General features: G+C 63.8%; 16 protein-coding genes and 1 riboswitch. Of the genes, 8 read left to right on the forward strand and 8 right to left on the reverse strand.

All coding sequences use genetic code 11. The annotated features are described in order from the left end of the window. Window positions 1-51: 51 nt before the first annotated feature. Window positions 52-741, reverse strand: coding sequence for an aquaporin Z (gene aqpZ / locus WBQ96_RS10535; protein WP_336549954.1), 690 nt, complete (start codon window positions 739-741; stop codon window positions 52-54). A gap of 995 nt (window positions 742-1,736) precedes the next feature. On the opposite strand from aqpZ, the gene WBQ96_RS10540 reads away from it, so the two are divergent. From WBQ96_RS10540 to WBQ96_RS10560, 5 genes are all read left to right on the forward strand, one after another. Next, complete coding sequence (locus tag WBQ96_RS10540) at window positions 1,737-5,114, forward strand: helicase-related protein (protein ID WP_336549952.1); 3,378 nt, start codon at window positions 1,737-1,739, stop codon at window positions 5,112-5,114. 12 nt (window positions 5,115-5,126) lie between these two features. After that, window positions 5,127-5,513: an RNA-binding S4 domain-containing protein gene (locus WBQ96_RS10545; RefSeq protein ID WP_336549950.1), complete on the forward strand. Its 387-nt coding sequence runs from the start codon at window positions 5,127-5,129 to the stop codon at window positions 5,511-5,513. Window positions 5,514-5,663: 150 nt separating this feature from the next. Continuing rightward, window positions 5,664-6,002: a ferredoxin FdxA gene (fdxA, locus tag WBQ96_RS10550; protein ID WP_091909217.1), complete on the forward strand. Its 339-nt coding sequence runs from the start codon at window positions 5,664-5,666 to the stop codon at window positions 6,000-6,002. 360 nt (window positions 6,003-6,362) lie between these two features. After that, the gene (locus tag WBQ96_RS10555) at window positions 6,363-6,953 is read left to right on the forward strand and encodes a CarD family transcriptional regulator (RefSeq protein WP_165118316.1); all 591 of its coding nucleotides are present in this window, start codon (window positions 6,363-6,365) and stop codon (window positions 6,951-6,953) included. A gap of 152 nt (window positions 6,954-7,105) precedes the next feature. Further along, window positions 7,106-7,294 (forward strand): DUF6494 family protein, encoded by a 189-nt coding sequence (locus WBQ96_RS10560; protein ID WP_165118318.1) that lies wholly within the window; start codon window positions 7,106-7,108, stop codon window positions 7,292-7,294. A gap of 7 nt (window positions 7,295-7,301) precedes the next feature. Here the strand turns inward: WBQ96_RS10560 and WBQ96_RS10565 are convergent, their stop codons facing one another. Next, window positions 7,302-9,089, reverse strand: a complete 1,788-nt coding sequence (locus WBQ96_RS10565; protein ID WP_336549944.1) for an acyl-CoA dehydrogenase — start codon at window positions 9,087-9,089, stop codon at window positions 7,302-7,304. Between the two features lie 147 nt (window positions 9,090-9,236). On the opposite strand from WBQ96_RS10565, the gene WBQ96_RS10570 reads away from it, so the two are divergent. Beyond that, on the forward strand, window positions 9,237-10,097 hold the full coding sequence (locus tag WBQ96_RS10570) for an RNA polymerase factor sigma-32 (RefSeq protein ID WP_119814640.1): 861 nt from the start codon (window positions 9,237-9,239) through the stop codon (window positions 10,095-10,097). 175 nt (window positions 10,098-10,272) lie between these two features. Here the strand turns inward: WBQ96_RS10570 and WBQ96_RS10575 are convergent, their stop codons facing one another. The 4 genes from WBQ96_RS10575 to thiB form a co-directional block, all read right to left on the reverse strand. After that, window positions 10,273-11,754 carry a M48 family metalloprotease gene (locus tag WBQ96_RS10575; protein ID WP_165118857.1) on the reverse strand — a complete coding sequence of 494 codons (1,482 nt, stop codon included), beginning with the start codon at window positions 11,752-11,754 and terminating at the stop codon, window positions 10,273-10,275. A 187-nt stretch (window positions 11,755-11,941) separates the two neighbouring features. Continuing rightward, on the reverse strand, window positions 11,942-12,673 hold the full coding sequence (thiQ, locus tag WBQ96_RS10580) for a thiamine ABC transporter ATP-binding protein (RefSeq protein WP_336549938.1): 732 nt from the start codon (window positions 12,671-12,673) through the stop codon (window positions 11,942-11,944). Then, on the reverse strand, window positions 12,670-14,289 hold the full coding sequence (gene thiP, locus WBQ96_RS10585; RefSeq protein WP_336549936.1) for a thiamine/thiamine pyrophosphate ABC transporter permease: 1,620 nt from the start codon (window positions 14,287-14,289) through the stop codon (window positions 12,670-12,672). Before thiP ends, thiQ begins: the two co-directional genes overlap by 4 nt. A gap of 262 nt (window positions 14,290-14,551) precedes the next feature. Further along, window positions 14,552-15,553, reverse strand: a complete 1,002-nt coding sequence (thiB, locus tag WBQ96_RS10590) for a thiamine ABC transporter substrate binding subunit (protein WP_336549934.1) — start codon at window positions 15,551-15,553, stop codon at window positions 14,552-14,554. 44 nt (window positions 15,554-15,597) lie between these two features. Beyond that, a riboswitch (TPP riboswitch) is annotated at window positions 15,598-15,721 on the reverse strand. 106 nt (window positions 15,722-15,827) lie between these two features. Between thiB and WBQ96_RS10595 the strand changes: the two genes are divergently transcribed. Further along, complete coding sequence (locus tag WBQ96_RS10595) at window positions 15,828-16,472, forward strand: thiamine diphosphokinase (RefSeq protein ID WP_336549932.1); 645 nt, start codon at window positions 15,828-15,830, stop codon at window positions 16,470-16,472. A 6-nt stretch (window positions 16,473-16,478) separates the two neighbouring features. Further along, complete coding sequence (locus WBQ96_RS10600) at window positions 16,479-18,293, forward strand: ABC-F family ATP-binding cassette domain-containing protein (RefSeq protein WP_336549930.1); 1,815 nt, start codon at window positions 16,479-16,481, stop codon at window positions 18,291-18,293. Window positions 18,294-18,788: 495 nt separating this feature from the next. Here WBQ96_RS10600 and WBQ96_RS10605 read toward each other — a convergent pair whose 3' ends face one another. Both WBQ96_RS10605 and WBQ96_RS10610 read right to left on the reverse strand, forming a co-directional pair. Further along, complete coding sequence (locus WBQ96_RS10605) at window positions 18,789-20,405, reverse strand: hypothetical protein (RefSeq protein WP_336549929.1); 1,617 nt, start codon at window positions 20,403-20,405, stop codon at window positions 18,789-18,791. A 59-nt stretch (window positions 20,406-20,464) separates the two neighbouring features. Then, window positions 20,465-21,763, reverse strand: coding sequence for an adenylosuccinate synthase (locus WBQ96_RS10610; protein WP_165118334.1), 1,299 nt, complete (start codon window positions 21,761-21,763; stop codon window positions 20,465-20,467). Window positions 21,764-21,898 lie beyond the last annotated feature (135 nt).

Consider the following 21,898-nt stretch of genomic DNA (forward strand, 5'->3'; position numbering starts at 1 on the left):
AAAACAAAACGGCGCCCGAGGGCGCCGTTTCCGTTTGATCTGCCGCAAAAATCACTCGTCGCCGAACAGCGACTTGTGGGCGATGCCGGCGAGGATGGCGCCGACGATCGGGGCGACCCAGAACAGCCAGAGCTGCTGCAGCGCCCAGCCGCCGACGAACAGTGCCGGGCCGGTGGAGCGGGCCGGGTTGACCGAGGTGTTGGTCACCGGGATCGAGATCAGGTGGATCAGGGTCAGCGCCAGGCCGATGGCGATCGGTGCGAAGCCGGCCGGAACGCGTTTCGTCGTGACGCCGAGGATGATCATCAGGAACATGAAGGTCAGCACGATTTCGGCGACGAGTGCTGCACCCATCGAATAGCCGCCCGGCGAATGCTCGCCATAGCCGTTCGATGCAAAGCCGCCGGAAAGCGAGAAATCCGCCTTGCCGCTGGCGATGAAATACAGGATTGCCGAGGCGACGATGGCACCGATGACCTGGGCGATGACATAGGGCACGAGGTCCTTGGCCGGCAGGCGCCCGGCCACGGTGAGGCCGACGGACACGGCCGGATTGAAGTGGCCGCCGGAAATCCCGCCCACGGCATAAGCCATGGTGAGAACCGTCAGACCGAACGCAAACGCAACGCCAAGAAAACCAATACCGAGATCGGGGAAAGCGGCGGCAATAACGGCGCTGCCGCAGCCACCGAAGACAAGCCAGAAAGTACCGAGAAACTCGGCGAAGAGACGTTTGGACATGGTAATACCCTCCTAGTACCAATGGCCTAGAGATTCACGAAATCGGGCACAACGCAATGGCGAGACACGCGGTGGGGCCTGCCACTTCAACGATTGTCACAGCTATTTACGTTGGGTCAGGCTCCGCGTTTGCAAAGCTGTGCCGGAACGGGGCATTTTGGTTAATTCCCAATTCCTGGCCGGCCTACCGGATTGACGTCGACAGGGGATAATTGTGCCTCGTCGCGCAAGCCTCACCATATGCTGTGGTGAACAAACCGGGAAACAAGCTCCATCAGCGATTCGTCGCTGCTTCGTTCTTCCTTTGAGCGGAACGTTAACGGAAATGCTCGCCGCGGGGCTCTCCGCGGTCATTTCCGCTTAAGCATTTTTACGAAAGCCTTAAGGCGCGAGCCGCGCCTTCGGCCAGGGAAGTGCTGCGCCGGGCAAAGGTTAACAACAGTAGCGAAAAAGGCGTAATCGGGTGAATGCGCCCTCCTGCATCTGGATGCCGAAACCCTGTCAAGTCCTACATGTTGCGTCGAACAAACCATGAATCCGGCTAAATCAGTGATTCGTCGCTGATTCGTTCCGTGTTTGGCCGGAACGTTAATTTCGGAATGCGTGACGTCTGCTGTTCTCGAGGAAGAATTCTGTAAAATGTAGCATTTTCAATATGTTAATCGTTTCCGATGGTGTCCGCCCGGCCAAAAGTTAACGCTAGGGAGCGAATCTCGCGTTCGGCAAATATCAGCGATTCAGCATGTGGTGAGATTCGCCGGGAGTCAGGCTACATGTGGGGGTGAACAAAAGCTGAATCTGCTGGAGTCAGCGATTCGTAGCCGATTCGTTCCAGACTCGTTCCACCTCTTAATTTTCGCGAAAATTCAGGCTTTCGTTTCCGCGCCCAAGTGCCTATCTGTCGAAACGAACGTGCTTGCCCGGAAATTGCCGCGATAGCCGGCCAGTCGGGTCTTTCGCGACAAACCGCGCCAGAAAGGCCGCCACCGCCGCCGATGAACATTCATCCCAAACAGAATGACCCGCTCGTGCTTTCCGGCCGCGACGTGACGGCCGTGCTCGGTCCGACCAACACCGGCAAGACGCATCTGGCGATCGAGCGCATGGTAGCGCATGAAAGCGGCATCATCGGCCTGCCGCTCCGGCTGCTGGCGCGCGAGGTCTATGGCCGCGTCTGCGAAAAGGTCGGGGCGCACAAGGTCGCGCTCGTCACCGGCGAGGAAAAGATCCTGCCGCCGGGAGCCAAATATTCAGTCTGCACCGTCGAGGCGATGCCGCGCGAGACCAACGCCGCCTTCGTCGCTATCGATGAGGTACAGCTTGCCGGCGATCTTGAGCGCGGCCACATCTTCACCGACCGCATCCTGCATCTCAGGGGCCGGCAGGAGACGCTGCTGCTGGGCGCTGCCACCATGCGCGGCATTCTGGAGCGGCTGCTGCGGGGAGTCTCCGTCGTAACGCGCCCGCGGCTGTCGCATCTCGCCTATGCCGGTTCCAAGAAGCTGACCCGTCTTCCCCGGCGTTCGGCCATCGTCGCCTTCTCGGCCGACGAGGTCTATGCCATTGCCGAGCTGATCCGGCGCCAGCGCGGCGGGGCCGCCGTCGTGCTCGGCGCGCTCAGCCCGCGTACCAGAAACGCGCAGGTGGCGCTCTATCAGTCCGGCGATGTCGATTATCTCATCGCAACCGATGCCATCGGCATGGGCCTCAATCTCGATCTCGATCATGTCGCCTTCGCCCAGAACCGCAAATTCGACGGTTTCCAGTTTCGCGATCTTACCGCTGCCGAACTTGGCCAGATCGCCGGCCGCGCCGGACGGCATCTGCGTGACGGCACCTTCGGCGTCACCGGCCAGGTCGATCCGCTCTCCGACGAATTGATCGAGAAGATCGAGGGGCATGAGTTCGACCCGGTGAAGGTGCTGCAGTGGCGCACGTCGCAGTTCGATTTTTCCAGCCTTGACGCGCTCAAGCGTTCGATCGAGACGACAGCGCCCGTCGAAGGCCTGACGCGCGCCTTGCCGGCGGTGGACGCGCAGGCGCTGGAGCAATTGTCGAAGGATCCCGACATCCGTGCCCTGGTGACCAGCCGCGACCGCGTCGCGCTGCTGTGGGAAGTCTGCGCGCTGCCGGACTATCGCCGCATCGCGCCGGCGCAGCATGCCGATCTCATTTCCTCGATCTTCGTCGACATCGCCGATCGAGGCCATGTCGATGAAAATTACATGGCCGAGCAGGTGCGCCGCGCCGACTCGACCGAGGGCGATATCGACACGCTTTCGCACCGCATCGCCCAAATACGGACGTGGACCTATGTTTCCAATCGGCCTGGCTGGCTTGCCGATCCGGCCCATTGGCAGGAAAAGACGCGGGAAATCGAAGACAGATTGTCGGATGCGCTGCATGAACGGTTGACGAAACGCTTCGTAGACCGCAGGACTTCCGTCCTCATGCGCCGCCTTAGAGAAAATACAATGCTTGAAGCCGAAATAAGCCCAACCGGAACGGTCCTCGTCGAAGGCCACCATGTCGGGGAATTGCAGGGGTTCCGTTTCACCGCCGACCAGAGTGCGGCCGGTGAAGACGGCAAGGCCATCAAGGCGGCAGCGCAAAAGGCGCTCGGCGTCGAGTTCGAAACGCGTGCCGAGCGCTTCTCGGCCTGCGCCAATGGCGATCTCGCGCTTGGTTCCGACGGCACGCTGCGCTGGATCGGCGCGCCGATCGGCACGCTGGTGTCGACCGACGACGCGCTGCGTCCACGCGTCATCCTGCTTGCCGACGAGCAACTGACCGGCCCGGCGCGCGACAAGGTCGCCGCACGCGCCGAACGCTTCGTCAATTTCCAGATCGACACGCTGCTCAAGCCGCTGCTCGACCTGAAGAACGCCGAGCAGCTTTCCGGCATCGCGCGCGGCATCGCCTTCCAGCTCGTCGAGAATTTCGGGCTGATCAATCGCCGCGATATCGCCGACGACATCAAGACGCTCGATCAGGAAGGCCGCGCCGGCCTGCGCCGCCTCGGCGTGCGCTTCGGCGCCTACCATGTCTTCGTGCCGTCGCTGCTGAAGCCCGGTCCTGCCGGGCTGGTGACGCTCTTGTGGGCGCTGAAGAACGACGGCAAGGACAAGCCGGGCTTTGGCGATGTGGTTCACGCGCTGGCTGCCGGCCGCACCTCGGTCGTCATCGACCAGACGTTCGACAAGGCGTTCTACAAGCTTGCCGGTTTCCGCAATCTCGGCCGCCGCGCCGTGCGCGTCGACATACTTGAACGCTTGGCCGATCTCATTCGTCCCGCCCTTGCCTGGAAGGCCGGCATCGGCGCGCGGCCCGATGGCGCCTTCGACGGGAGCGCCTTCCTGGTGACGCCGGCGATGATGTCGATCCTCGGCGCCACCGCCGACGACATCGAGGAAATCCTGAAGGGCCTCGGCTACCGCGCCGAGCCGAAGCCGGCCGTCGAGGTCAAGGCGCGGCTGGAAGCGCTGGACACCGCCACGCGCGAAGCCGCCGAAAAGGCAGCCGCCGCAAAGATCGAAGCGCAGGAGGCTGCTGCAAAGGCCGTCGCCGACGAAGCCAATGCTGCGCTGGAGGCCGATGCCGCCACGCCGGAAACCGAAGTGCCGGCGGCTGAGACTGCCGAGCCGGAAGGTGAGGTCGCGGCGGTGATTGCTGCTGCTGAGCCCGAAGGCGATGCGGCTGTTGTGGAAACTGCGGAAGCAACACCGGACGTTGAGGCTGTTTCTGTGGCCACGGCGATGGAAACGGATGTCGCGACTGAGCCGCTTGATGCCCCGGCATCTGAATTGTCCGTGGAAGAACCGGTCGCGGAATCCGCGCCGGTTGCTGCGCCCGATGACGAAAGCGCAGAAGCCGCCACGGAGGTGACTTCCGAAACCTCTGCCGAGGCTACGCCTGCCGTCGAAGCGACAGCGCCGCAGCCCGAAACGCCGGTCGAAGAGCCCAAGCCCATTCTTTTGTGGCGCCCGGCGCGCTTCGAGCGTCATCCGCGTCCACGCCATGACAACCGCTCGCGCGGTGGCCAGGCGGAAGCGCGCGGCGCACCCGGCCAACCGCGCCGGGATGGCGAGCGTCCGGCCCGCGAAGGCGACAGGCCGGCACGCGAGCCGGGCGGCAAGGAGCGTTTCGATCGCAGCAAGTTCAAGGGCAAGTCCGGCAAGCCGAACACCGAGGGTGGACGCAACGACGGCGGCAGGCATGACCGCCGCGACGATCGCGGCGGCGGCAAGGGCGGGTTCCAGGGCAAGCCTGCATTCCAGTCCAAGCCGCGCGAGGAGCGCCCGGTGCGTGTCGATCCCGACTCGCCCTTCGCCAAGCTCGCCGCGCTGCGCGACCAGCTCCAGCTCAAGAAGTAGGCTGCAGGGTCGATGCCCGCCGACGGTCGTCAGCGTATCGACAAATGGCTGTTCTTTTCGCGCGCGGTGAAATCGCGTTCGCTGGGCGCGAAACTCGCCCAGGCGGGCCGCGTGCGCATCAATGGCGACAAGACCAGCCAGGCTGCGGATTCGGTTAAGCCAGGCGATGTCCTGACCATCACGCTGGAGCGTCGTATCCTCGTCTACAAGGTGCTTTCCTGCGGTTCGCGCCGTGGACCGGCTGAGGAAGCACGGCTGCTCTACGAGGATCTTTCGCCCGCACCTGCGCCGAAGGATGCCGCACTTCCCGACGCGCTCGTTCCCGTCCGCGACGCCGGCAGCGGCCGCCCGACCAAGCGCCAGCGCCGGGAAACGGACCGGTTGCGCGGCGGCGATTGACGGTATCGGTTGCCACCGCAGCTTGGGTGGTGTGAAAATGCATTCCGGCGTGAGGCAATTGCGCGCAAAAGCCACCCTTGCAAGACATTGGCAAAGGCGCTACCTCACCCCATCTTAAGTTCGAAGGGGCCGTCCCGGAGCAGTAGCAGCATGACCTATGTCGTGACCGACAATTGCATCAAATGCAAATACATGGACTGTATCGAGGTCTGTCCGGTCGACTGCTTCTATGAAGGCGACAACATGCTCGTCATTCACCCGGATGAGTGCATCGACTGCGGCGTCTGCGAACCGGAATGCCCGGCCGACGCCATCAAGCCGGACACCGAGCCGGGCTTGGACAAATGGCTTCAGATCAACGATGAATACGCATCCAAATGGCCCAACATCACGGCCAAGAAGGATGCGCCGGCCGACGCCAAGGAATTCGACGGCGTCGAGGGCAAGTTCGAGAAGTATTTTTCGGCGGAGCCTGGCGAAGGCGATTGAAGGCTAGTCCAAAAAGGGCATAGGGCGGGCGCTTTTTAAGCCTTCCGGCGGACATCTCCGGCGGTCGGGTCTTCGCGCATGCAGCAAAACCTTGATTCTTTCAACTTTTTGTGGTACCACTGCTGCAACATGCCGCTGACACGCTGTCGATTTATGGCGCAACGCCCTAATCACTGAAAGGTGAACACGAACTCCGGACCAAGGCATCTTGGGCCAGGCAAACGCTTTTGATGCGATTTGCCAGGCCCTGCTTTACCGGAGGGCGTTAGCCTGTGTGTGGCATTCCCAGTTCGGCCAGTTGGCCGTCCCATCAGGTCCGCCGGCGCTCTAGCCGGGACCGCAAAAGGAGTTCAGGGCGTAATGGCAACCACAACCCCGCAGAAGAAGCCTTCCTCAACTGGCCGCCACGGCTTCAAGACCGGCGAATACATTGTGTACCCGGCACATGGCGTCGGCCAGATCATGTCCATCGACGAGCAGGAAGTCGCGGGCCACAAGCTGGAGCTTTTCGTCATCGATTTCCAGAAGGACAAGATGCGCCTGAAGGTGCCGGTCGCCAAGGCGACCTCCATCGGCATGCGCAAGCTTTCGGAAACCGACTATGTCGACCGTGCGCTGAAAGTGCTGCAGGGCCGTGCTCGCGTGAAGCGCACCATGTGGTCGCGCCGCGCGCAGGAATATGATGCGAAGATCAATTCCGGCGACCTGATCTCGATCTCGGAAGTCGTTCGCGACCTTTTCCGCGCCGAGAACCAGCCCGAGCAGTCCTATTCCGAGCGCCAGCTCTATGAAGCAGCGCTGGACCGCATGGCCCGTGAAATCGCAGCCGTGAACCGCCTTTCGGAAACCGAAGCGGTTCGCATGATCGAGATCAACCTTGCCAAGGGCCCCAAGCGCGGCGCCAAGGCCGAGGCCGACAACGAAGAAGCCGAGCAGGAAGAAGCTGCGTAAGCACCGGCTTTCAGGCTTTCGACATTTGAAAAACCCGGCGGAGACGCCGGGTTTTTTGTTGCCGCCATCCGGAGGCACTGAGGATCGATCGTTATTGCCCTTGCCTCATAACGGTATAGAATCCCGTCCAATCCGCTATAGGAGTGCCGGCAATGGACGAAGACGCCCTCAACATGTCGATCCGCAAATTTCTGAAGGAAGTCGGCATCACCTCGCAGCGCGAGATCGAAGCGGTAGCGCGCAACGGCAAGGCAGGCGGCAAGCTCAAGCTGCGCATGACGCTGACCGCCGAAGGCACGGACCTCAATCACGTCGTGGATGGCGAGATCCAGCTGACCTGAATCTGCTTCAAAACCACTCCGGCTTCATCGTCAGCGTCGTGTCATCCAGACTGTCGAGCAGCGCGCGCTGGGTGCGGGCCTTGGGCAGTTCGTAGGCGAAGAAGTAGCGGCAGGCGGCAAGCTTGCCTTCGAGGAAGTCCGTGTTGGCCCCGTCGGTCCTCAGCTTGCGCGAGGCGGTGAGCGCCTGGCGCAGCCACATCCACGCGACCACGACATGGCCCATCATGTCGAGATAGAGCGTCGCGTTGGCAAGGCCGCTTTCGGGGGCGCTGGCGGCCCTGCCGGCAAGTTTGCCGGTCGTGGCGACCGCCTCGCCGAGATGAGCGGCAAGATCCTCGGCGTGGGCGGCGAGGTTTTCGAAGGCGTGCGCCTGCGTCACGTCGGCCATGATCCGGGTGGCCAGCGTCTTGATGCCGGCGCCGTTGTCCTGCATCACCTTGCGGCCGAGCAGGTCGAGGCCCTGAATGCCATGCGTGCCTTCGTGGATGGCATTCAGCCGGTTGTCGCGGTAGAGGCGCTCGACCGGATAATCGCGCGTATAGCCGTAGCCGCCGAGCACCTGTATCGCATGCTTGTTGGCCTCGAGGCAGAATTCCGACGGCCATGATTTGGCAATCGGCGTCAGCAGATCGAGCAGCAATTCGGTTTCGTGGCGGGTTTCGGCATTCGGTGCCGCCTTCGTCGCATCGACCAGAAAGGCTGTGTAGAGCAGCAGCGCCAGCGCGCCCTCCACAGCGGCCTTCTGGGCGAGCAGCAGGCGCCTGACATCGGCGTGCTCGATGATCGGCACCTGGGCGCTCGACGCGTCCTTGTGGCCGGGATGGCGGCCCTGCGGGCGGTCCCTGGCGTAGACCAGCGAAGCGCGGTAGCCGGCGGCGCCAAGGGCTGCTGCCCCGAGGCCGACACCGATGCGGGCTTCGTTCATCATGTGGAACATGTAGGTCAGGCCGCGATTGGCCTCGCCGACCAGATAGCCGCGGCAGGGCGTCTTTTCGCCGAGATTGAGCGCTGCATTCGTCGTGCCGCGATAGCCCATCTTGTGGTTCAGCCCGGCAAGCTCGACGCCGTTCCTTTTGCCCCGCTTGCCGTCCTTCCTGAGCAGGTATTTCGGCACGATGAACAGCGATATGCCCTTCACGCCGGGAGGGCTGTCGGGAAGCCGCGCCAGAACCAGATGGATGATGTTTTCCGAGATTTCCTGGTCGCCGCCGGAAATCCACATCTTCTGGCCATGCAGGAGATAGCTGTCCTTGTCCGGTTCTGCCTTGGTGGTGATGTCGGAGAGGGAAGAACCCGCCTGCGGCTCCGACAGGCACATGGTGCCGAAGAAGCGCCCCTCGATCATCGGTTTCAGGAAGCGTTCCTTCTGGTCGTCCGAGCCGAAGGCCGCGATGAGGTGCGCTGCCCCGACCGTCAGGAACGGATAGGCGGCGGTGCTGACATTGGCCATCGAGAAGATGAAGCTTGCGGCGCTGCGCAGGGTTTCCGGCATCTGCGCGCCGCCCCATTCCAGATCGAAGCCCGCGCCGAAGAAGCCGGCCTCGCGATAGGCTGCCAAAGCCTGCCCCACGCGCGGGTCCATCGCCACCTTACCGTTTTCGAAGCGCGGTTCGTCGAGATCGAGTGCTGCCGCATGCGGCAGGAAGTGGTCCATGGCGATGCGCTCGGCGGTGTCCAGCACTTCCTCCATGGCGGTCCGGTCGTAATCGGCAAAGCGCGGCAGCGCCGCCAGGCTGGCGGTCGGCAGGGCGTCGAAAAGCTGGAAAGCAAGATCGGTGCGGTCGACGGAGATCATGGAACAATCCTTCGCGCGAGACGTTTCAAGGCCTGTAGGGCGATGTGCGGCGACTTCAACCCTCCCCGACCATCCCCGTCTAATGTCCACCCCCGGGTCGGAAGCCTCGAGTATAGAGCAATTGCGCCGGAGTTTGGGAGTGCCCGGATGATTGAAGACAAAGCAAGGCGAACCATGATCCGGGCGGCCATGAAGGCGCCCTATCTCGAGCGTGGCGAAGAGCACGAACTTGCGCTGCGGTGGCGCGACCACCGCGACCAGGCGGCGATGCACCGCATCACCACCGCCCATATGCGCCTCGTCATCTCGATGGCGACGAAATTCCGCTATTTCGGCCTTCCCATCGGCGATCTGATCCAGGAGGGCCATGTCGGCCTTCTCGAAGCCGCAGCGCGGTTCGAGCCGGACCGTGACGTGCGTTTCTCGACCTATGCGACCTGGTGGATACGGGCCTCGATGCAGGACTACATCCTGCGCAACTGGTCGATCGTGCGCGGCGGCACCAGTTCGACGCAGAAGGCGCTGTTCTTCAACCTGCGCCGGCTGCGCGCCAAGCTGGCGCAAGGCCCGGGAATGCTTTCGGGAGAGGCGCTCTACAAGGAGATTTCCACCGCACTTGGCGTTTCGGAATCCGATGTCGCGATGATGGATTCGCGGCTTTCCGGTCCGGATACCTCGCTCAACGCTCCCCTGGTCGATGATGGCGGCGGCTCGGCCGACCGCATGGATTTCCTCGTCTCCGACGATCCCCTACCAGATGAAGTCGTCGGGGAGGCGATCGACGATGAACGGCGCTCTGGCTGGCTGAAGAATGCGCTCCATGTGTTGAACGAGCGCGAGCTGCGCATCATCGAGGAGCGCCGGCTTCAGGACGAGGGCGCAACGCTGGAATCGCTCGGCGAAACGCTTGGCATCTCCAAGGAGCGCGTGCGGCAGATCGAAAGCCGCGCGCTGCAGAAGCTGAGGGTTGCGCTCGTCAAGGAAAGCCCGGCGTTTCTGAGCGCTTGAGGCGACGCTCCTCCTTCTCCCCTTGTGGGAGAAGGTGCCTGAACGCAGTGAAGGCGGATGAGGGGTGTTGGACGGAGTGCAGACGCTGGAGTTTCTTCCAGCACCCCTCATCCGTCTTGGCGCTGCGCGCCAATCCACCTTCTCCCACAAGGGGAGAAGGAAGCGGCGGCTTCATTCACCGATCCGAAACGATCTTCACCTTGTCGCCGGCCGACACGGTGGCGCCGGGCGCAAGGCCGTTGAGCACCCTGAACAGGTCGAGCTTGCGGTCGACGCCGATCATGCCGGCAGCCAGCGTGCCCATTGTCTGCCCGGGCTTGACGGTAACGACGCGGATGCGCAGTGGCTTGAGCGCTGCCTTTTCCGCCTCGCTCAGGACATGGAAACTGCCACCGACCGATCGCGCCACGGCGTCGAGCGAATTGCCGGCCAGCGGTGCTGCCGTCAGCAGGCGATAGACCTGGCCGTTGGCGCGGATGACGGTGACGTCGAATTGCCAGCCGTCGGCCCGCGCCTGGGCGACTGCCGCCTCATTGCCGTTGATGGTCTCGGTGCGCACGCTTGAATCCACCAGTCCGGCAACCCAGCCGCTGCGCAGATAGTCGGTCAGCGACATTTTCGGCTCGATGGTCACGCCGTCGAAGCGGATTGCCATGTCGCCGGGGCCGGTCGCGGTGACGGCTGCTGCCGTATTGTCGATGGCAAAGCCTGCGGGGACCGAGAACGACACGCCAAGACGCGGATGCATGAACGTGTTGCCGCGCACATAGCCTTCTTCCGGCGTGTCGCCGAACAAAAGTCCGTCGATGCCGGCAAGGAAGGAATCGCGATCCTTGACCCCGGTGCCGGGAGGGCCGATCAGGCGGGCATGGCGCTGCGCCAGTTCGATGCGCTGCGGCGTGTTGGGATGGCTGGCCAGGAAGTCGAGGCTTGGATCGGTCGCGCCGCTGATCGAGCGAAAATCGCTGTAGGCGGCCATGGATTGCAGGAAGCGGCCGGCGGCATAGGGATCGAAGCCGGCCTGTCCAATCGCCTTGATGCCGATGGCGTCAGCTTCCAGCTCCTGGTTGCGCGAGAACTGGGCGAGCCGGAGCTTGCCGCGGATCAGCGCCACCTTGGCTGTCTGGCTTTCGCCGAGAACGTCGGTGACGACCTTGTTGGCCAGAACCTCCTCGGCTTCCTTCTGCTGGCGCTGAAGTCCGTGATTGGCGGTCACATGGCCCATTTCATGGGCGATGACGGCGGCAAGCTCGGAGGAATCGTTGGCGAGCGCCAGAAGCCCGCGCGTCACATAGAGATAGCCGCCGGGCAGCGCGAAGGCGTTGACGTTGGGCGAATTGAGGATGGTGATGCGATAGGTCTGGGTCGGGTTGGCCGAAACCGTGGTCAGGCTGCCGACGACCTTGGCGACCATGCGCTCGAGCTTCGGATCGGAATATTCGCCGCCATAGGTCGCCAGAATGCGCGGATGCTGGCTCTTGGCGAGCTCGGCCAGCCGGTTGTTGCGCGAAACGCTGTCGACGGTGACCGGGTTGTCGGACGGGCGGAAAGCAGATTCCGTGATGTTGTCGCCGGTCAGCGCCTGGCAGCCGGCCAACAGCGCCAGAAAAGCCACGGCAAAGCCGAAGCGCGCTGCAGGGCGCACCGGCGAGAGCATCTCTCTGGCTGTGATCCGGCAGGTCGACAGAACGGCTTCCTTTCGTCGGGCAATGACTGCCATCAACGGCAGCCCAGTGTTACGCGGACCTAGCCATACTCTTCCTGGCAAAACAAGAATGCGGATAAGCCCCTGAAACTGCTCTGGCCGCAAATTATGTCCGCTTCCGGGCGATTCAGTCGAATCGCTACGCGCCAGCATCAAAACCAATATAGTCCCGGAACGCCGCAGGTCCATCTTTGGTGAAGAATGTAACGGTTTCACCCGTTGCTGCCACCGTTCCTCGGTCGAGAAACACCATGTTTCCGCCGATTCTGCGAGCATCCTCGGGTTGATGTGTCACGAAAACCACAGTCATGCCGCGTTCGGCCTGAAGCGCCTTAACCAGATCGACCATGTCTTCGCGCAAGGCGGGCCCAAGGGAAGCAAAAGGCTCGTCGAGAAGCAGCACCGGACGGTCACGCACCAGCACGCGGGCCAGCGCGACGCGCTGGCGTTCGCCGCCGGAAAGCTCGCGCGGCAGGCGTTTTGGCTTGTCGCCAAGGCCAGTGCGGTCAAGCGCTTCGGCTATGGCGGCACGGTCAGTTTCCGTGAGGCGCAGGGCCGGCGAACGGCCGAGGCCGACATTCTGCTCGACCGTCAGATGGGCGAAGAGATTGTTCTCCTGGAATACCATGGAGACCGGCCGGTCTGACGGCGGCGTAGCGGTCACGTCGATGCCCCCGATCAGCACGCGGCCCGAGCGTGGCAATTCGAAGCCGGCTATCAAATTGAGCAAGGTCGATTTGCCGGCGCCGCTTGGCCCCATCACCGTGGTGATCGCGGCCGGCTCGATCGCAAGGTCGAAATCGACGCCTGTCTCGCCATAGCTGAAGGCGACCTTGTCCAGCCTGATGCCGGCGCCTGTCCTGTCGGTCATTGCGAAGCATCCTTTCCGAGCCGGTCGGCGACGAGCATCAGCACGAGGCAGAGAAGGCCGAGCATCAGGGCGAGCCCGGCGGCGTCGGCGGTACGATAGCTGCCCATGCGGGCGAGCAGAAGATAGGGCAGCGTCTGCACGGAATCGCTGCCGAACAGCGCGATGACGCCGAGATCGCCAAGCGACAGCGCCGTGGCGAAGGCAAAGGCGGTGGAGAGCGGCCGGCGCAAAACGGGCCAGTCGACCAGTTTCAGGCGATTCCACCCGCTGATGCCAAGCTGGGCGCAGAGGCGCTCGTGCCGCTCGCTGGCGGCGTCATAGGCCGGGCGTATGGCGCGTATGGCGAAGGGCATCGCCATCACCGCATTGACGGTGACGACCATGATCGGCGCAACAGTGAAGACATCGCCGGTGTGGCGCAGCAGCACGAACCAACCAGCGCCGATGACGATGGGCGGCACCACCAGCACGAAGCCGGCGCCGGTGTCGGTCATGCGCTCCAGGAAGGTCTTTTCGCCGGCCCCGCGCCGCAGCGCCAGCGCGCGTCGCGCCATGATCAGCGACAGCGCCAGCATCGCCGACAGGCAGGCGGAAAGCGTTGCCAGCACGAGGCTGGTGATCGTCGCCTGCCGCACCGTGCTTTCGCCAGCGAGGCGGAAAAGATCGGCATCGAGTCCGGCAAGCACGGTCGCCAGCATCGGCCCGGCGACGAAGGCGAGTGCTGCGATGAGAAGGATCGCGTTGAGGGCGGTTTCGCCGCAACCGGCAGAGATATAGCGGCGCTGCGTCACCGACAAATTGGCGTCGCCGGTGGTGTTTGCGCCAAGCCGCATCAGCGCGAAGACGACGGCCATGGTGAGCGCGATCTGCAAGAGCGTCAGCGCTACCGCGCGGGCGGGATCGAAGTCGAAGCGCAGCGACTGGTAGATCGCGACTTCCAGCGTGGTGGCGCGCGGGCCGCCGCCCAGCGTCAGCACGATGGTGAAGGATGTGATGCACAGCATGAACACCAGACCCGCGATCCCCGGCAGGCTGGCCCGCAAGGCCGGCCATTCGATCAGGCGGAAAGCCGGCCTTGCGCCCATGCCGAGCTGGCTTGCCAGCCGCCACTGGTCTGCCGGCACCGTGTTCAGGGCTTCCAGAAAGAGACGCGTCGCCAGCGGCAGGTTGAAGAAGACATGCGCGACCAGAATGCCCGACAGGCCGTAGATGCCGGGCCAATCGCCGCCGCCGATGGTCGAGAACAGGCCGGAGAAATAGCCGGCGCGGCCATAGAGAGCGAGAACGCCAAGCGCCACGACGATGGCCGGCAACGCCAGCGGCACGGCGAACAGGCGCAGGATCAGGTTGCGACCGGGAAATGTTGGATGCCGGGAGAGGGCGCGCGCGACGAAGATCGCGGGGATGATGGAGAGCGCGGTCGAAAGAAGCGCCTGCCACAGCGTAAAGCGGGCGACGCGGAAGAGGTAGGAATCGAAGGCGGCGACGGCGCCGGACGTATCGCGCGCGCCTTCGAGGATCAGGCCGAGGAATGCCCCGCCGATGAGGATGGCTATCGCGGCGAGGGCGATGATGCCGGCGGTGATGCGCGAGTCTGCGGGGTGGGCGGGGTGCATCCTGTGTTTACGCCGAGCGCGCCGTTGATCTGGCAACAGGAGATGCTTGTCGAGATTTGTGTTCTACGTTGCCCCCCTCTGGCCTGCCGGCCATCTCCCCCACAGGTGGGGAGATCAGCAGCTTCGATGTTCCGCTTTTTCTGCTACGCTGACGATTGGCGAAAGCCAAGCGGCCAGCTGATCTCCCCACTTGTGGGGGAGATGGCCGGCAGGCCAGAGGGGGGCAACGTAGAGCGCTCATCTTCCGATCATTCTTTGAGTATTACTTGCTCATAACCCCCAACCACTCGTCCACCCAGGCCTTGCGGTTGGCTGCCACGTCTTCGGCGCTGATCTGCAAGGACTTGGCCGGCTTTACGAGCTTGTCGAAGGCGGGGTTGAGCGGCTTGTCGGTCTTGCCGGCGGGGAACATCCAGTTGGTTTCGGGAATGGCGTCCTGGAAGCCGGGACCCGTCATGAATTCCATGAATTTCTTGGCCAGCGGGTTCTTCGCGCCGGTGGTGGTGATGCCGGCGACCTCGACCTGCAGATAGTGGCCCTCCTCGAAGGCGGCCGCCTGATACTTTTCGCTGCTTTCGGCGATCATGTGGTAGGCCGGCGAGGTGGTGTAGGACAGCACCATCGGCGCTTCGCCCTTGGTGAACAGGCCGTAGGCCTCGCTCCAGCCCGGCGTCACCGTCAGCACGCGGTTCTTCAGCTTGGCCCAGGCTTCCGGCGCCTTGTCGCCATAGACCGCCTTGACCCAGAGCAGCAGGCCGAGGCCCGGCGTCGAGGTGCGTGGGTCCTGTATGGCGATTTTTTCGGACGGGTCGCCCTCGACCAGTTCCTTCAGGCTTTTCGGCGGGTTCTTGAGTTTCTCGGTGTCGTAGACGACGGCGAAATAGCCGTAGTCGAAGGGCACGAAGGTGTCGTCCGTCCAGCCGCCCGGCACCTTGATGCTGGCGAGATCGATGCCGGATGGCGAAAACAGCCCAGTGGCCTTGGCCTCGGCGGTGAGGTTGGTGTCGAGGCCGAGCACGACGTCGGCCTTGGTCGAAGCGCCTTCCAGCTTGACGCGGTTGAGCAGCGCCACCCCGTCGGCCACCGAGACGAACTCGACATCGCAGCCGCACTCAGCCTCGAAGGCCTTTTCCACCTGCGGGCCCGGGCCCCATTCGGCGGTGAAGCTCTCATAGGTGTAGACGGTAAGTTTTTCAGCGGCGAGCGCCGGCAGGGCGGCAGCCACGGCAAGAGTGGAAACAAGCGAGAATAGCAGCGTGCGCATCGGCGCCTCCTTCATATGCGTTGAAAGGGAATTTGAAGCGCCGGGCGTCCGAAGCATCTAATCCCTCCGCCGGTACAAACCGGATCAGGTTCAGCGGGTTGGCCGGGTTTCCCCTTTGCCTCTCAGCCGGCTCACGAAAAATCGTGTCCGGCACCCCGTTAGAGCGGGATCAGACATAGGACCAAGCGAAGAGGCGCGCAAGCGGTAGTTTCGGGCTGCGCGGCGCATTGGCGGCTTCCCGTATGGCCGCGCGGCGTGATAGAGGCGAGCCACCATGAGCCGATTTTTTATCCTGCTTGGCGGCGAACTCGTCCGGACGCCCCGCATCGACGCGCAACTCGAAGGCAGCCGCATCATCGCGGCCGATGCCGGCATCGGCCATGCGGCGATGCTTGGCGTGACGCCGGAGCTATGGGTCGGTGATTTCGACTCGGTGCCCGAAAACCTGCCCGAAAGCTACGCCGCGATCCCGCGCGAGACCTTTCCGGCGGAAAAGGATAATACCGACGGCGAGCTGGCGATCGCGGCAGCGCTCAAGCGTGGCGCGACTTCGCTGGTGCTGGCTGGCGCCTTCGGCGGCCCGCGGGCCGACCATGCCTTCCTGCACCTGGCGCTGGCTCTGAGGTTGGCCGAGCAAGGCACGCAGACGATGCTGACCAGCGGCGCGCAGGAAGGTCACCCGCTACTGCCGGGCACGACCGATTTCGACTATGCCGACGGCACGCTGTTTTCGGTGCTCGGCTTTTCCGAGCTTTCGGGCCTCACCGAACAGGGCGCGAAGTGGCCGCTCGACAATGTCGAGGTCGCCTTCGGCTCCTCGCTGACGCTCTCCAACGAGGTGCGCGGCAGCCTGCGCATCACGCTCGAACGTGGCCGCGCGCTGCTGCTCGCCCATCCTTATCCTCTTCCGGAACACTGAAAAGACATGGCGCCACCGCTTCTCAATCTCGACGGTATCCGGCTGACCTTTGGCGGCACGCCGCTGCTCGACGGTGCCGCCCTGTCGGCCTCGGCGGGCGAGCGTATCGCGCTGGTCGGCCGCAACGGCTCAGGCAAGTCGACGCTGCTCAAGATCGCTGCCGGCCTGATCGAGCCGCAGGACGGCGAGGTGTTCCGCCAGCCTTCCGCGACCATCCGCTATCTGCCGCAGATGCCCGACATGGAAGGTTTTGCGACTGTCCGCGCCTATGTCGAGGCCGGTCTTGGGCCGGCTGATGATCCCTACCGCGCCACCTACCTGATGGAGCATCTCGGCCTGACCGGCGAGGAGCGCCCCGACGATCTTTCCGGCGGCGAAGCGCGGCGTGCGGCTCTGGCCCGCGTGATGGCGCCGGAGCCCGACATCCTGCTGCTCGACGAGCCGACCAACCATCTCGACCTGCAGGTGATCGAATGGCTGGAAGACGAGCTCAACCGCTCGTCCTCGGCGCTGGTCGTCATTTCGCACGACCGGCGCTTTCTCGAGCGCGTATCGCGCGCCACGGTCTGGCTCGATCGCGGCCAGACGCGCAAGCTGGACAAGGGGTTCGCGCATTTCGAGGAATGGCGCGACACCATCCTCGAGGAAGAAGAGCGCGAACAGCATAAGCTTGGCCGCCAGATCGTGCGCGAGGAGCACTGGCTGCGCTATGGCGTGACGGCGCGGCGCAAGCGCAACATGCGCCGGCTGGGCGAGCTCCAGACCATGCGCCAGCGCTTTCGTGGCCACAAGGGTGCGGAGGGTGTCGCGACCATGGTGGCGAGCGATGCCGCAGAATCCGGCAAGCTGGTCATCGAGGCCAAGAACATCGAGAAGAGCTTTGGCGACCTCAGTGTGGTCAAGGGTTTTTCGACGCGCATTCAGCGCGGCGACCGCATCGGCCTTGTCGGGCCGAACGGCGCCGGCAAGACGACGCTGCTGAAGATGCTGACCGGAGAGCTGAAGCCGGATTCCGGTTCGGTGCGGCTCGGCACCAATCTGGAGATTGCCACCCTCGACCAGAAGCGCGAGGCGGTCGATCCGCAGGAAACGCTTGGGCATTATCTCACCGACGGGCGCGGCGACAACCTCGTCATCAATGGCGAGGAGCGCCACGTCGTCTCCTACATGAAAGACTTCCTGTTCAAGCCGGAGCAGGCGCGCACGCCGGTGCGCGAGCTTTCCGGCGGCGAGCGGGCGCGGCTTATATTGGCGCGGGTACTGGCGCGTCCGTCCAACCTTCTGGTGCTGGACGAGCCGACCAACGATCTCGACATGGAAACGCTGGAACTGCTGCAGGAACTCGTCGCCGGTTTTGCCGGCACCGTCATCCTCGTCAGCCACGATCGCGACTTCCTCGACCGCACCGTCACCAGCATCATCGCGCCGGACGGCGAGGGGCGCTGGATCGAATATGCCGGCGGCTATGCCGATATGCTGGCCCAGCGCGGCGGCACGCGGCTGAACGATCGCCGTGCCGTGCAGAAGCAGGCCGGCGATGCACCGCGCGCCGAGAGCACGCCGGAAGCGCCGAAGGGACCGGCGAAGAAACTGTCCTTCAAGCAGAAATTCGCGCTGGAAAGCCTGCCGGGAAAGATGGCTGCGGTGTCTGCCTCAATCTCGACGCTGGAAAACAACATCGCCGATCCTGCCTTCTACGAACGCGACCCGAAGGGGTTCCAGAAAACCATCGCCGCCCTCGACAAGGAGCGCGCGACGCTGGTTTCGATGGAAGAGGAATGGCTTGAGCTCGAGATGCTGAGGGAAGAGTTGGAGGGGTGAGGAGCGGTCGGCCGCAAGGCCGATCAATCGACAACGATTTGTCGATTGAAGCGACGAACGGTGAGAGCCCGGTCTGCGAAGCAGATTGAAACGTCCAGTGGACGTTTCAAAGGGCATCGAACGCCCGAAGGGCCGAAGAGCCCTAGCGGAGGGCCGGGAGGCGTTTCATCGAGGAGCGCTGTGCCCCTGCGACGCCGCGATTGTATGCGGCACGCCTTCTTCCCGTAAACGGCAGGGCGATCGTGTATGAACACCCCCACCCCTAACCCCTCCCCACAAGGGGGAGGGGGATCTGGTTACGCCTGAGCGAGGCGCCAATCATTGATGGTGTCGTGCGGCATGGCAGCCGCAAAATTCCCTCCCCCTTGTGGGGAGGGTTAGGGTGGGGGTGCTTCATAAGGCGGCGTGATCGCAGTTTATACGCGATTGCCTTGCTGTTCGCGGGGAGAAGAAGCCCCCGCGACCTTTGCTCCATCCCTATTCAGGATAACCCAATCACCCGCTGCGGGCAGCGTCCCAGGCTTTCATCGCCTCGTCGAAGGCCTTCTGGCCGGGAATGCCCTTTTCCATGGTGAACAGGGCGCGGCGGCCGGATTTGTAGACAATCGGCACGTCGATCCAGCTCTGGCGGCGCAGCAGGGCCATGTTGGCGTCCATCTCCTGCTTGCCGTCGTTGAGCGCGACGAGGAAGAAGCCGTCGGCGATCTTGGCCGGAATGCCGATCAGCGGGCTGCCGGCTTCCTGTTCAGATCCCTTCATCGACACGCGCAGGATGTTTTCGATGCCGCCGCCCTCGAAGCCGTCGGGCGTCAGGAAGATGACCTCGATGATGTGGCTCGCCGGCAGCGTCTGGTCCGCGTTGCGGCGGATGGTCATGCGCAACTGCAGATCCTTGCCGGGAATGGTCGCCTCGGCGCGGATCGCCGGCTCAGGCGGCAGGTCGCCGCCCGGCGATTCCTGCACCACCGACCAGACGATGCTGCCCGGTTCGGCCGAACCTTCGGCGACGTTGGTGCGTTCCTCGTAGAAGATCGCGCGCTGCCCGACGGCAACGCCAGGCTGGGCAGCCGGCGCGCCGGGGGCGGCAGGTGTCTGGCCTTGCGCGGCAGGTGGCGCTGCCGGGTCCGTGGTTGCACCAGGTGCTGCGGGGGCGGGCGTCTCCGGCGGCTGGGTAACGGCGGCGACGGAGGTTCCCTCGCCGATGGCGGCAGGTCCGCCGGCGGGGCCGGGATCGATCTCGGAGCCGTCGGCGTTCAGGCGCTGGGTGAATTTGGGCTCGCTGTCTGTGCCGCCATTGGCCGGTGGCGGTGCCGCGGGCGAGGGTTGCTCCCCGGCCGGCGGATTGGCAGCGGTGTTGGTCTCGGGCTTTGCCGGGCTCGTTGCCGGTGGTGTCACCGAAGGCGTCGTCGTCGCCGTCTTGCTTCCGTTCATGCCGAACAGGCTGGCGAAGGCATCCTTGTTGAGCCAGACGCCGTAGCCGCCACCAGCGATCACGGCAAGGGCGATCACAGCCGCTATGAGCCCGCCATAGCCGCGCTTGCGGGTTTCGTTTTCCCGCTCGTCGGTTTGAATGTCGTCGTCGTCATTTTCTGGACCGAACACGTCTTCCCGGACAGGGGCTTCGCTTCGGGCCGGCGCTGCGGTAGGAGGCGGCGCCACGACCGGCGTGGTTTTTGGCCACAATTCACCCTTGGGGGCAGGCTCGGCCTTGGGTTCCATTCTGGGCGCAGGGTTGAATGCAGCCGGTGCGGGCGCTGCCGGCACGGGTGGCTTCGGCGCGCTGTCGGCCTTGAATGTATTGTCGAAACGCGGCTTTGGCGGCTCGGTCTTCTGGCGCTCGATGGAGGCGAAGACGTTTTCCAGCTCTTCCAGCGGATCGCTGCTGATTTTCGGACCGGGACGCGGCGGATATTCCTTCTCCACCGCCTCGATGGCATCTTCCAGCGCGCGCTTCTGGCGGTCGACGACGGCCTGCGGCGGCGGCGGGTTTATCGCCGCGAGCTTCGCGGCAATTGTTCCGCGGGCCTTGTCGTAGACCTTCTGGCGCAGTTCGGGCGTAGCTTCGCTCAACCCATCCAGCGTCTTTTTCAGAACCGCAACGAAATCTGCCATGCTTTGTCGACCTGTGGTTTCCTTCCCGCCTAGCCGCAAAGCGGCGGGAAGGGGCAAAATTAGTCTTGAAAGGGATCGGTCACAAGTATTGTGTCGTCCCGCTCAGGGCTGGTTGAAAGAAGCGCCACCGGCGCGCCGATCAGTTCTTCTATATACCGAACATACTTAACAGCCTGTGCCGGCAGATCGTTCCAGCTGCGTGCGCCGGCTGTGGTTCCCTTCCAGCCTTCCAGCGTCTCGTAGACCGGCACGACGCGCGCCTGCGCGCCCTGGCTCGCCGGCAGATAGTCGATCGCCTCGCCGTCCAGCGTGTAGCCGGTGCAGACCTTGATCTCGTCGAGGCCGTCGAGCACGTCGAGCTTGGTCAGCGCGATGCCGTTGATGCCGTTGACGGCGACAGCCTGGCGCACCAGCACGGCGTCGAACCAGCCGCAGCGGCGCTTGCGCCCGGTGACGGTGCCGAATTCATGGCCTTTCGTGCCGAGGAATTCGCCGACTTCATTGTCCTGCTCGGTCGGGAACGGGCCTTCGCCGACTCGGGTCGTGTAGGCCTTGGTGATGCCGAGCACATAGCCGATCGCGCCGGGGCCGACGCCCGAGCCGGGCGATGCCTGGCCGGCAACAGTGTTGGACGAGGTGACGAAGGGATAGGTACCGTGGTCGATATCGAGCAGCGTGCCCTGCGCGCCTTCGAACAGGATGCGCGCGCCGGCGCGGCGCTTGTCGTCGAGGATTTTCCAGACCCGGTCCATATAGGGCAGGATCGCGTCGGCAACGGAGGTCAGCTCCTGCATGATCGTCTCATGCGCAACTTCGGGATGACCGAGCCCGCGGCGCAGCGCATTGTGATGCGTCAGCAGCCGGTCGACCTTCAGGGGCAGTGTATCCAAATCAGCCAAGTCCATCACCCGCACGGCGCGGCGGCCGACCTTGTCTTCATAGGCAGGGCCGATGCCGCGGCGGGTCGTTCCGATTTTCGTTCCGGAATTGGAGGCCGCGTCTTCGCGGAATCCGTCGAGTTCCCGGTGGAGGGAAAGAATAAGCGCCGTGTTTTCGGCTATTTTCAGGCGTTCGGGCGTTACTTCCACGCCCAATGCGCGCAATTTCTCCGCTTCGGCGACGAAGGCGTGTGGATCGAAGACCACGCCGTTGCCGATGACCGAGAGCTTGCCGTCGCGCACGATGCCGGAAGGAAGCAGCGACAGCTTGTAGACCTTGCCGTCGACGACGAGCGTGTGGCCGGCATTGTGGCCGCCCTGGAATCGCACCACGACATCGGCGCGTTCCGACAGCCAGTCGACGATCTTGCCCTTGCCTTCGTCGCCCCATTGCGAGCCGACGACAACCACATTGGCCATGTTTTCTTCCCTTCCAGCGCCGCGAAGCAGGCGGCGAACACGTAAAAATGACAGGCCTCTATAGCGTCAAGCGTTTTGGAAGGCGACCATTCTTTGCACGGTTTCTCGGTAGTTGTGGGTAATCAGGCACAACAA

Origin of the sequence: Mesorhizobium sp. CCNWLY176 (assembly GCF_037153935.1) — a bacterium.
Lineage (GTDB): Bacteria > Pseudomonadota > Alphaproteobacteria > Rhizobiales > Rhizobiaceae > Mesorhizobium_M > Mesorhizobium_M zhangyense.